The sequence below is a fragment of the Stenotrophomonas ginsengisoli genome (assembly GCF_001431485.1).
GTDB classification, from domain to species: Bacteria; Pseudomonadota; Gammaproteobacteria; order Xanthomonadales; family Xanthomonadaceae; genus Stenotrophomonas; species Stenotrophomonas ginsengisoli.
The window spans coordinates 179,646-190,491 of sequence record NZ_LDJM01000018.1; the positions used below are offsets into that span (position 1 = coordinate 179,646).

General features: G+C 67.2%; 11 protein-coding genes. 7 read left to right on the forward strand and 4 right to left on the reverse strand.

Annotated features, from left to right (window positions below):
- The first annotated feature begins 117 nt into the window (after positions 1-117).
- The 4 genes from ABB30_RS07990 to ABB30_RS08005 all read left to right on the forward strand — a co-directional run bounded on the left by ABB30_RS07990 (position 118) and on the right by ABB30_RS08005 (position 3,642).
- The gene (locus tag ABB30_RS07990) at positions 118-819 is read left to right on the forward strand and encodes an FKBP-type peptidyl-prolyl cis-trans isomerase N-terminal domain-containing protein (RefSeq protein WP_057637770.1); all 702 of its coding nucleotides are present in this window, start codon (positions 118-120) and stop codon (positions 817-819) included.
- A gap of 84 nt (positions 820-903) precedes the next feature.
- Positions 904-1,698 (forward strand): NUDIX hydrolase, encoded by a 795-nt coding sequence (locus tag ABB30_RS07995; RefSeq protein ID WP_245626454.1) that lies wholly within the window; start codon positions 904-906, stop codon positions 1,696-1,698.
- Positions 1,699-1,805: 107 nt separating this feature from the next.
- On the forward strand, positions 1,806-2,711 hold the full coding sequence (locus ABB30_RS08000) for a sulfurtransferase (RefSeq protein ID WP_057637771.1): 906 nt from the start codon (positions 1,806-1,808) through the stop codon (positions 2,709-2,711).
- A 16-nt stretch (positions 2,712-2,727) separates the two neighbouring features.
- On the forward strand, positions 2,728-3,642 hold the full coding sequence (locus ABB30_RS08005; RefSeq protein WP_057637772.1) for a DUF1684 domain-containing protein: 915 nt from the start codon (positions 2,728-2,730) through the stop codon (positions 3,640-3,642).
- A gap of 21 nt (positions 3,643-3,663) precedes the next feature.
- Here the strand turns inward: ABB30_RS08005 and ABB30_RS08010 are convergent, their stop codons facing one another.
- Complete coding sequence (locus ABB30_RS08010) at positions 3,664-4,251, reverse strand: peptidoglycan recognition protein family protein (RefSeq protein ID WP_245626455.1); 588 nt, start codon at positions 4,249-4,251, stop codon at positions 3,664-3,666.
- Between the two features lie 34 nt (positions 4,252-4,285).
- On the opposite strand from ABB30_RS08010, the gene ABB30_RS08015 reads away from it, so the two are divergent.
- Together ABB30_RS08015 and rlmKL are read left to right on the forward strand one after the other, a co-directional pair.
- Positions 4,286-4,813, forward strand: a complete 528-nt coding sequence (locus tag ABB30_RS08015; RefSeq protein ID WP_057637774.1) for an alpha/beta hydrolase — start codon at positions 4,286-4,288, stop codon at positions 4,811-4,813.
- Between the two features lie 120 nt (positions 4,814-4,933).
- Entirely contained in the window at positions 4,934-7,084 is a 2,151-nt protein-coding gene (gene rlmKL, locus ABB30_RS08020) for a bifunctional 23S rRNA (guanine(2069)-N(7))-methyltransferase RlmK/23S rRNA (guanine(2445)-N(2))-methyltransferase RlmL (RefSeq protein ID WP_057637775.1), read from the forward strand.
- A gap of 84 nt (positions 7,085-7,168) precedes the next feature.
- Here the strand turns inward: rlmKL and ABB30_RS16650 are convergent, their stop codons facing one another.
- The 3 genes from ABB30_RS16650 to ABB30_RS08030 form a co-directional block, all read right to left on the reverse strand.
- The gene (locus ABB30_RS16650) at positions 7,169-7,627 is read right to left on the reverse strand and encodes a DMT family transporter (protein ID WP_245626459.1); all 459 of its coding nucleotides are present in this window, start codon (positions 7,625-7,627) and stop codon (positions 7,169-7,171) included.
- A gap of 5 nt (positions 7,628-7,632) precedes the next feature.
- Positions 7,633-8,001, reverse strand: coding sequence for an EamA family transporter (locus ABB30_RS16655; protein WP_211263470.1), 369 nt, complete (start codon positions 7,999-8,001; stop codon positions 7,633-7,635).
- Between the two features lie 217 nt (positions 8,002-8,218).
- Positions 8,219-10,663: an XVIPCD domain-containing protein gene (locus tag ABB30_RS08030; protein ID WP_152980640.1), complete on the reverse strand. Its 2,445-nt coding sequence runs from the start codon at positions 10,661-10,663 to the stop codon at positions 8,219-8,221.
- On the opposite strand from ABB30_RS08030, the gene ABB30_RS08035 reads away from it, so the two are divergent.
- On the forward strand, positions 10,662-10,846 hold a 185-nt coding region (locus ABB30_RS08035; protein ID WP_057637777.1), incomplete at its 3' end, for a transposase. The genes ABB30_RS08030 and ABB30_RS08035 overlap by 2 nt on opposite strands.

Sequence of the window (10,846 nt, forward strand, 5' to 3'; positions counted from 1 at the left end):
ACGCAGTCAAAAAGCCGCGTTGACAGTGGCGATCAGCCAGCACGCAAGGCTATGCTAGCGCGTCGCCTCGGGTTCAATGATTGCCTTGGTGCCATTCCTTTTGCGGAGAATAGTTTGATGAAGTTGCGTTCCCTCGCCGTCGCTGTGGCGGCTCTGGCCCTGTCGGGTGCAGCACTGGCACAGGACACCACCTCCGAAAAGGGGCGTCTGAGCTATTACTTTGGCTATGACTACGGCAACAACCTCAATGAGCTGACCGCCCGTGGCGAGCAGCTGGACATCAACTCGGTGGTCAAGGGCTTGCAGGACGCCTTTGCCAAGCAGCAGCCGGGCATCACTGCCGACCAGCTGCGTCCGGCCGTGGAGGCATTCCAGCAGCGCGAGCGTGCGCGTGCCGAGCAGGCCCGTGCCGAGTATGAAAAGGCCGCTGCCGACAACAAGACCCGTTCGGACAGCTTCCTGGCCGAGAACCGTGCCAAGGCCGGTGTGCAGACCCTGGCTGGCGGTGTGCAGTACCGCGTGATCGAGGCCGGCCGTGGCGCCAAGCCGACCACCGGCAGCACCGTGGCCCTGGAAGTGGCCGGCCCGTTCCCGTACGGCCAGCGTCCCAGCGAAGCCCGTCCGGCCCAGCAGGTTCCGGAAATCAAGATGGCCGACGTCGAACTGCAGGCCATGCGCGATGTCCTGCTGCAGATGCCGGTCGGCTCGAAGTGGGAAATCACCCTGCCGGCCGACAAGGCCTATGGCGCCGACCCGCGCCTGCCGTTCCCGCCGAACGTGGCAGTGCAGTTTGAAGTCAAGCTGGTCAGCATCAAGTAAGCCAGCAGCTTGGACCACAGACGCCGGCGCCATGCCGGCGTTTGTATTTACGCGGCGCACAGGCGCTGCAAAGTGGATGCGACGGTGAGTGAGCAACGCCCGCACAGCCCGTGTATCGGTGTGTGCCAGTTTGATGCCCAGGGGTCCTGTCTTGGCTGTGTGCGCGATGCCGGCCAGGTGATGGCCTGGGGGCGTCTGGACAGTGGCCAGCAGGCGGCTCTGATGGCCGGTGCGCTGCGCCAGCAGTGCCTGCAGCAACGCCCGTATCTGGCCCGCCTGGCGCAACTGCCGATACTGGAGCAGGTCTTGCACCGGCTGGACCGGGTGCCGCAGGGCAAGGGCTGGAACCATGCCCAGCTGGCCGACCTGTTGCCTGACCGCCCGCCGGTGGAGTCGGCGGTGCTGGTGGGCCTGGTGCCGCGTGCCAGTGGCACCCAGGTGCTGCTGACCCGGCGCACCGAGCACCTGCGCAACCACGGCGGCCAGGTCGGCTTTCCCGGTGGCCGGATCGAGCCCGATGACCGTCATCCGGCCGCCGCTGCCCTGCGCGAGAGCGCCGAGGAGATCGGCCTGTTGCCGCAACAGGCGGTGACGCTGGGTTTTCTGGACCCGTTCATCACCATCACCAACTACCGGGTGCTGCCGCTGGTGGCGGTGATCGATCCGGCGTTTGTCGCCGTGCCCAGCCCGGATGAAGTGGCCGAGGTGTTCGAGGTGCCGCTGGATTACCTGATGGACATGGGCAATGTGCATGCCCGCACCCTGGACTGGGGCGGCAAGACCCGCAGTGTGCTGGAGTACGACTGGCCCGGTCAGCGCATCTGGGGGGCCACCGCAGCGATGCTGGCCAACCTGCACCAGCGCCTGCAGCAGGCCTGATCGGCCCGTCTGATCAGCGCGTCTGATCGGCACGCTTGGCCACGCCGGGGCCTGTCCGGCGCGGGCGGCGATGGTAACGTGGCCGTTCTGCCCGCCGAGGACCGCTCATGAGTGCACCCACCATCCCACCGTTGGCACCCGGCCAGGTCGTGGTCGATGTGCCGACCCTGCAGGCCTGGTTGCAGGCCGGGCACGCGCTGCGGCTGATTGACGCGCGCTGCGCCCCGGTCACCGGCGGTGGTGACCGTGCCGCCGGGCGCAAGGCCTGGCAGGCCGGTCATCTGCCCGGCGCGCTGCATGCCGATCTGGACCTGGATCTGGCTGCGCCGGCCGCCAGTACGCCGGGCCAGGGCCGGCATCCATTGCCCGGCCAGGAAGCCTTCAACGCGGCGCTGGGGCGTTGGGCAATTGCACCGGACACCACCGTGGTGGTCTATGACGCGGCCGATGGCAGCATGGCCGCGGCGCGTCTGTGGTGGCTGCTGCGCCTGCTCGGCCATACCCGCGTGCTGGTGCTGGACGGCGGCGTGGCGGCGTGGACGGCCGCCGGCCTGGCCCTGCACACCGATACCCCGGTGGTGGCCCCGTTGCCGCCGTATCCGGGCCGGTTTGATCCAAGCCAGGTGGTCAATGCCGACCAGGTACTCGCGCGCCTGGGGCAGGCACCTGGCTGGCTGCTGGATGCCCGTGCACCGGCGCGCTTTGCCGGTGAGCAGGAGCCGGTCGACCCGGTGGCCGGGCATGTGCCCGGCGCGCTCAACCTGCCTTATGCGGCGCTGGTGGAGCAGGGGCGCCTGCTGCCGCCGGCGCAGATCCGGGCCCGGGTGCAGCAGGTGCTGGGCCATGCCAACGTGCAGGACACGGTGCTGATGTGCGGCTCGGGAGTGACCGCCTGCCACCTGCTGCTGGCACTGGAATCGGCAGGGCTGCACGGGGCGCGGGTGTATGCCGGCTCCTGGAGTGGCTGGATCGCCGATTCCTTGCGCCCGGTCGCAGTCGGTGCGACCGGCTGAGGTGAGAATTCCCTCCATGTCCCTGTCGCTTCCACTGCGCGCCGGCTGTTGCCTGCCGGCCATCCTGGCTGTTGCCCTGCTGGGGGGCTGCAAGGGTGGCCATGGCCCGGCCGGCCAGGTCGATGCGGCCTATCTGCAGGAACTGGAGCAGTGGCGTGCCGGCCGCGTGACGGAGATGAAGCGCAGCCCCGGTCGTCTGGCCTACGTGGCCTCCGGGCGTCTGCTGCCGGGGCGCTATTCACTGGGCGGCGAGCTGGCCCGCGAGGCGGACCTGCGCCTGCCGGTGGCGGTGGCCGAGCTGGGCCATCTGGAGCTGGACGCAGAGCATGCGCGCTTTGTCGGCATCGATGCCGACTCACCGTTGCCGCTGCAGCCCTCCGAATTCGATGTGGATCCGGGGACCCGGCTGGCGGTGGCCGATGGCCAGTTCTTCGTGGTGCGTACCGGCCCGTTGTGGGGCTGGCGCTATACCCGCGCCAAGGCCGCGCAGCAGCATCGTTTTGCCGGCTTCCAGCATTATCCGGTGGATGCGCGCTGGCGCATCAAGGCGCGCTGGAAGGCGTATCCGCAACCACGGCCATTGGTGGTGCTGACCACCATCGGCACCCCGCTGGAGTTTTCCATGCCGGGTGAGGCCAGTTTCTGGGTTGCCGGGCGCGAGCACCGCCTGCGCGCGGTGATGCTGCCCGAGGGCGACGCGATGATGTTCATGTTCAGCGACCGCACCTGCGGCCGCGGCTCGCACAACAGCGGCCGCAACCTGGTGGTGGACCTGCCGGCAGCCGGGCAGCGCTGGATCGAGCTGGATTTCAACCGCGCCGAGAACCCGGCCTGCGCGCTGACCCCGCATCTGGTCTGCCCGCTGGCACCGCCGGAAGCTCGCCTGGAGCTGGCCGTGGAAGCGGGCGAGCAGGCCTGGCGCGAGGCCTGAGCCGGGCGACATCCGGCTCGCTCAGGCGCCGGGCAGGCGCTGCAGCGTGGTGGCCGACAGCACCTGGTGCCAGGGAAACTGCGGGCCGGGGTCGCGCTTGCGCGCCACCAGCTGCCGCGCATCATCGCTGGCCGGCACCTGTTCGCGGTCCAGGTCCTCGTGGCCGGCAATCCAGCGCAACCCGGGCAGGGCAGCGCCCAGGCTGTCCAGCAACTGCTGCAGGGCCTGCAGCTGGGCGGGGCTGTAGGGTTCGTCCATGGCCTGGTGCTGTGAGTCCAGCCAGTGTGGCCAGCGCCCGCGGTTGACCAGTTCTATGCCCACCGAGCGCGGGTTGTAGCCTCGCACGTGGTGGGCCACGCAGTGCAGCGGCACGTACTGCTCGATGCGGCCGTCGCGGTCGATGTAGAAATGCCCGCTGTTGCCGGTGCCGCTGGCATACAGCTCACGCTCGCCGTACTGGCGGGCCATGTCCAGGTCGGGCAGCTCGGTGCAGTGGATCACCACCAGGTCGATGTCGGCGAGCGGGCGTGTCTGCAGGCGTGCGCAATACGGCAGCCAGTGCGGCAGGGCGGGGGGCAGGGCGGTATCCATGGCAGGCGATGCTAGCATTGCCTGCCCCACCTGCTGCCACGAAAGGCCTGTCATGTCCCGCGGTCACTGCATCCTCTCCCACGGTTTTGAAAGCGGCCCGGACGCGGTCAAGGTGACGGCGCTGGCCGAGGTGGCCCAGCGCCTGGGCTGGAGCTGCGAGCGCCCGGACTACACCGATCTGGATGCACGCAACGACATCAGCCGGGTCGGCGATGTGCCGGCACGCCTGCAGCGCCTGCTGCAGCTGGCCCGGGTACGCGCCGGGGAGGGCCCGCTGGTGCTGGCCGGTTCCAGCCTGGGGGCGTATGTGTCGGCCATCGCCAGCCTGCAGGTGCCGGTGCGCGGGCTGTTCCTGATGGTGCCGCCGCTGACCATGGGGCCGATGCCGGCACTGGACGCCGCCGCGGTGCCGACCAGCGTGGTGCATGCCTGGCAGGACGAGATCATCCCGGCCGCCGGGGTCATTGACTGGGCCGCCCAGCGCTCGGCGCGGCTGCTGCTGGTCGATGACGGCCACCGCCTGTCGGCCAACGTGGAGACCTGCGCGCTGGCCTTCGGTGAGCTGCTTTCCACCCTGTAAGCGCCCCTGCTCAGCGGGCGGGCAGGTGCGAGCGGTTACACTGTGCGGCCCGGTCGTCATGGCCGGTGCCGACCGCGCCTGTACGCGCCCGCCGTTTTCCCCGTTGTGGACTAAAGCTTCGTGAAATTCTTCGTATCCTGCGCCAAGGGCCTTGAGTACCTGCTGGCTGATGAGCTGATGGCCATGGGCCTGCCCCGTGCCACGGCCACCGTGGCCGGCGTCAATGCCGAGGGCACGATGAATGACGCCCAGCGCGTGGTGCTGTGGTCGCGCCTGGCCAGCCGCGTGCTGTGGCCGCTGCACAGCTTTGAATGTCCCGATGACACCGCCCTGTACCAGGGCGTGCTGGCCATCGACTGGGAAAACCAGACCACCGCCGACCGTACCCTGTCGGTGGACGCGCATGTGTCCGGCGAGCAGATCACCCATGCCCGCTATGCGGCGCAGCGGGTCAAGGACGCGGTGGTGGACCGCATGCGTGCGCACGGCCTGGAACGCCCGAACGTCAACGTCGAGCTGCCCGATGTGCGCATCAACCTGAGCCTGCGCAAGGGCATTGCCACCGTCTCCATCGACCTGGGCGGTGGCCCGCTGCACCGTCGTGGCTGGCGCATGGCCGCCCACGATGCGCCGTTGAAGGAAAACCTGGCCGCCGCGCTGCTGATCCGCGCGCAGTGGACCAAGATCCACGCCGAGGGCGGCGCCCTGCTGGACCCGATGTGCGGTGGCGGCACCCTGCTGGTGGAAGGCGCGCTGATGGCCGCCGATGTCGCCCCGGGCCTGCACCGCCATGGCTCGATCCCGCCCAGCCGCTGGCTCGGCTTTGACCAGGCCGGCTGGAAGGCCCTGTTTGCCGATGCCCGTGCCCGCGAGGCCGTTGGCCGCGCCGCCCTCAAGCCGGTGATCTTCGGCAATGACATCGACCCGCGGGCCATTGCCTCGGCCCGGCAGAACGTGGAAGAAGCCGGTCTGTCGGACATCATCCAGTTCACCATTGGCGATGTGGCCCTGATCCAGGCACCGGAGCAGGCGCGTGGCTGCGTGGTCTGCAACCCCCCTTATGACGAGCGTCTGGCCGCCGACGAGGCCCTGTACCGCGACCTGGGCGATGCCCTGAAGCGGGCGGTGCCGGGTTGGCGTGCCTCGATCCTGTGCGGCACCGCGGACCTGGGCTTTGCCACCGGCCTGCGTGCGCGCAAGACCTACCAGCTGTTCAATGGCGCACTGGAGTGCACCCAGCTGGTGTGCGACCCGGTCAAGCAGCCCGAGCGTGAGCGCCCGGCCGGTGAGGCCCCGCGCGAGTTGAGCGAAGGCGCACAGATGGTGGCCAACCGCCTGCGCAAGAACCTGCGCAAGTTCAAGCCGTGGCTGGCCCGCAGCAAGGTCACCTGCTACCGCGTCTACGATGCCGACCTGCCCGAATACGCCGCCGCCATCGACGTCTACCTGGAAGCAGGCAACAGTGCCCGCACCTGGCTGCACGTGCAGGAATATGCAGCCCCGGCCTCGATCCCGGAAGCCGACGTCAAGCGCCGCCGCAACGAGCTGCTGGCCGCCGCGCGTGAGGTGTTTGGCCTGGAGCAGGACCGGGTGGCGCTGAAGACCCGCGAGCGCGGCAAGGGCGGCAGCAAGTACGGCCGCATGGAAAAGCGCGAGCAGTTCATGAAGGTGGTCGAGCACGGCGCGCTGCTGCAGGTGAACCTGTTCGATTACCTGGACACCGGCCTGTTCCTGGACCACCGCCCGTTGCGTGGGCAGATGGCCCGCGAGGCCGAGGGCCGGCGTTTCCTCAACCTGTTCTGCTACACCGGTGTGGCCAGTGTGCAGGCGGCGGTGGCCGGTGCGCTGTCCACCACCAGCGTGGACCTGTCGGCAACCTACCTGGAGTGGTGTGCCGACAACATGGCCCTCAACGGCCTGGGCGGGCGCGAGCACCGTCTGGTCCAGGCCGATGCGCTGCGCTGGCTGGAAGCGGAGACCTGGCAGTACGACGTGATCTTCTGTGACCCGCCGACCTTCTCCAACTCGGCCCGCGCCGAGGACTTCGATGTGCAGCGCGAGCATGTGCGTCTGTTGATGGCCGCCGTACAGCGCCTGGCCCCGGGCGGGGTGCTGTATTTCTCCAACAACTTCCGCCGCTTCAAGCTGGACGAGCAGGCCATTGCCGGCTTCGCCCACTGCGAGGAAATCAGCCCGCGCACCATCGACCCGGACTTCGAGCGCAATGGCCGTATCCACCGTGCCTGGCGCCTGACCTCCCTGCAAGGCTGAGCGGCCACGCCGTAGGTCGCCAGCAGCAACAAGGCCCGCGCAAGCGGGCCTTGTTGTGTCTGCCTGTGCCGGTCGTCAGGGCCTTCAGTGCAGGCGTTTGCCGGGCGCGAACACCAGGGCCAGGCCGGCGAGGATGGCGCACATGCCCAGCACGGCCAGAGCGGGCAGGGTGTTGCCCAGGACCAGGTAATCCAGCACCACGGTGACCACCGGCACCAGATAGAACAGGCTGGTGACATTGACCAGGTTGCCGCCGCTGATCAGGCGATACAGCAGCAGCTGGGCAGCCACTGAAATGACCAGGCCCAGGTAGAGCAGGGCAATGATCAGGCCGGTGTTGATCTGCACCTGCCAGGGCTGCCACGGCAGCAGGCACAGGTAGGCGGCCAGGGTGACCAGATATTGCAGCGGCAGCACCTGGCTGGGTGCCTGGGTGATGGATTTCTGCATCAGCGCGCCGAAGGTCATGCACAGCAGGGCGGCCGCGGCGAACAGCAGGCCGACCACCGACAGCTCGGCCTGCAGCAGGCTCTGCCACACCACCAGGGTCAATCCGCACAGCGACAACAGCAGGCCGAGCAGGCGGACTGCGGAAAAGCGGCGAGGGTCAGGATCGGCTGGATGCCCAGCAGGGTAGCCAGCAGCCCCGGCGTGATGCCATGGGCCATGGCCTGGAAATAGAACACCGAATAGCCGGCAATCAGCACCAGGCCGGTGGCGGCCACGCGCCAGCGGGTGCCGGGTTGCGGCAGCCAGCGCCGGGCCGACAGGCCGATCAGCAGCAGGGCACCCAGGGCCAGGCCATAGCGCAGGATCAGCACCGCCATCACCGAACTGTGGTCCAGTGCCCAGCGGGTAAAGATGGCCGCACTGCCCCAGAGCAGCACAAAAGCGCCCATCGCGGCGGTGGATTTCACGGAGGCAGGATTGAGTGGCATGAGGGCAGGGTGGGGCGGGCAGTCCTGCGTGTCGGCTGCCTGTCATGAATACGGGGGCTTGGAGCATAGCGCGCGGCGAGCCAAGGCCGGCAAGCCGTCCAGGCAGACCATGGGGGTATTGGCGAGCGGCTGCTGCCGGCTCTTGGCGCGATACCAATACGCCAAGGCCGGCAGGCAGTAGATCCATGCAGAGGGCTCAACCCATTACCGGTGCCCGGCCGCGATCGTGCTGCTGTATTTCCGATTGCTGTCCAATCTGCCGCTGCAGCTCGCGTTGCTGGGCATCCAGGCTGGCGACTTGGTAATGCTCCATCGATTGCTCCAGTGGTGTTTGTACGGCCTGCGTACTGGACATGGACAACCGCAGATGGGCGGGGTCGTGCAGTTGGCCCTGCACCAGGAATACGTTGGGCTCGGCCTGGCCATTGCACGGTGTATTGCCAAGCACCACATGATCCACACGCGACAGGTCATTCTGCTTGGCCAGTACGAACAGGCTGGCGGTCATGCGTTCACTGATGGCATCAAAGCTACGTCCGTGTGCGTTGTCCATGGCCCAGACACCCTGATGGATTTGCTCGTAGAGCGGGTAATCCTCATGGCCGGGTTGTGGTGGCAAGTGCATCGGTGGCTTGTGTTCGTGTGTGTCGCGCGCCTGCTCGGGCACCACCTCGGCGGGGTGGCCGTCGTGCGTGACCGGTGCCACAGGGCTGGCAGCATGCTCCTGTCGCGCACTGGCAAGCTGCTGTGCGTCGGCGTCGGCAGGCTGATGCCGGGATTGCAGTGGCGGGCTGTCAGATGACTGATGCGGTGATTGCAACGGTTGAGCGTCGGCAGACTGCGACTGCAACTTGGCCACGTCCTCCATGGTGGTGGTGGCGGTGAGCACCATGCGGTTTCCTTGCGCACTCTCGAAAGTGGCAATGGCACTGTCGGCGTTGATGCGGCGGGTGCGTGGATCCGGCATCAGCTCAAGGCTGATACTGGTGGGTTTTTCCGTTGCGGGCAGGTTGTGCTGTATGGCAGCGGCAGTGGCGGACAGCTGTTCCTCGCTGCGCTCTATGCCGTGTTTTGCGTACAAGCTCTCCACTAGTCCGCGGATGCCCTCAGGCCGGATTTGTACAGTTTCCCGTATCTGCCCGGCCATCTGGTCGAGCTGCTGGATGCCGGCATTCTGGCTGCTCCAGGTGATTTCCAGCTCGTCACTGATGTTGCGGTTGGCCTGCCGGTCGAACAGGATGCCATCACTGAGCCACTGGCCAGCATCTTGCCGGGTGTAGGTTTTGCCGTCGCTGGCCAGCAAGGTGTCGGCGCTGCGTTGTGCATCGATGATGGCTGACGGAATGGAAGGGTTGTCAGCGTCGCCAAAGTCACTCCAGCGGCCGTGCGCGTGAGCAACCATGTAGCGGGCAGCGAGTGCGGCCTTGGTGTTGGCGGCGTTCTGGGCAATCAGCGTGCGCGATTGTTCGTCCAGTGCTGCTTGCTGCTCGGGCTGCACGGGCTCCCTATGGGAAATCTCCGTCCGTCCATCCATCCGCTGCGTGATCTCCAGCTCCCATTGACCCGATGCCTTGTCGCGTACGAAGTCGCGTTTGGTTTCGAACGCAGCACGCGGTGGTGTCTCCAGGTGGCTGGCATCAATGCGCCAGGGGTCCTTGGCGGGAGGCAGGTTTGCCAGGCCCAGCTCATAGGCGGCGTTGGCTGATTTCCAGTCCATATAGCGCGCCTGGGTGCCGCTGGCGACTTGGTCTGTGCGGAAGGTGACATCTTCACCCAGGGCAGTCTGCACCGGGCGCACCTCCACACCCGTGCCCAGGTCGCCGCTCTGCACTTGCTGCTGATGTGCACTGCGTAGCCAGCGGCCTTGCGGGTCTGCTGGGTTGCGCATCCAGGTGGTGCCTGCCTGGTCGGTCTGGAGGTAGACCCGTTCGAAGTCCTTTTGTTCAGCCCATTTTTCGCCCGCGTAGGCGCCAGCCACACCGCCGCCAACACTGGCCAGAATGGCACCCGGGCCAGACCAGGAGCCTGTCACAAAGCCGACACCGGCACCTGCGGCGAATCCTCCTAGTGCGCCACCCAGGTTGCGTCCAACGAAATGGACTGCCGTTGAATCCGCGCCTGCCGTGTTGCCTTGGGATCGCAGTTCAACCCACTTGTGGCCAGTCGTGGCGAACTCATGCGCCAACGCTGCCACGCCGGCGATGTTCATGGCTTTCATGGCGGGGCTCATGCCGCCAGGTATGCCCTCGGCCACTGCGCTGCCGGGAGGTCCACGCTGTGCCCCGGGCTGTGTGGCTGGGTGGGTATGTGGCTCGGGTAGGTCAAGGAACAGGCGCTGCCTGGGGCCCAGCGTCGTGCGTGCTGCGACCCATTCGGCGCGGGTGGCGGACATTTCCGTCAGGCTGAGGGAGTTGTACGCAGGCAGGGGTTTGTCGAACAGTGTGCCGTTGACCGCATCGTAGCCGTCGATCGGCTTGATGTACTGCCGGATGTCGGCCACCTCGACTTTGTGGCTGCCGTTGGCTGTGGCCTGCTGGGCCAGGGTGCGTTCAAGCTGCTGGTACTCGCGTAAGCTCCCCCGATCGGCAGACATCCCATAAGTAGAACTTTCTGGCATCTTTTCCCAGTCAGGAGGTTTCATGCGCACATCAAAGTTCACCGAAACGCAGATCGTCGCCGCGCTCAAACGGGCCGATGCAGGCGTGCCAGTCAAGGACATCTGTCGCCAGACTGGGATCAGCACAGCGACCTACTATCAATGGAAGAGCAAGTACGGCGGCCTGGAGGCCTCCGAGTTGAGACGAGTCAAGGAGCTGGAGGCCGA

Bases quoted from the DNA above. Each gene is read 5' to 3' on its own strand.
- ABB30_RS08015 (WP_057637774.1), top strand. From the start codon at position 4,286: ATGTCCCGCGGTCACTGCATCCTCTCCCACGGTTTTGAAAGCGGCCCG.
- ABB30_RS08010 (WP_245626455.1), bottom strand. From the start codon at position 4,251: ATGCTAGCATCGCCTGCCATGGATACCGCCCTGCCCCCCGCCCTGCCG.
- ABB30_RS08000 (WP_057637771.1), top strand. From the start codon at position 1,806: ATGAGTGCACCCACCATCCCACCGTTGGCACCCGGCCAGGTCGTGGTC.
- ABB30_RS08005 (WP_057637772.1), top strand. From the start codon at position 2,728: ATGTCCCTGTCGCTTCCACTGCGCGCCGGCTGTTGCCTGCCGGCCATC.
- ABB30_RS08030 (WP_152980640.1), bottom strand. From the start codon at position 10,663: ATGAAACCTCCTGACTGGGAAAAGATGCCAGAAAGTTCTACTTATGGG.
- ABB30_RS07990 (WP_057637770.1), top strand. From the start codon at position 118: ATGAAGTTGCGTTCCCTCGCCGTCGCTGTGGCGGCTCTGGCCCTGTCG.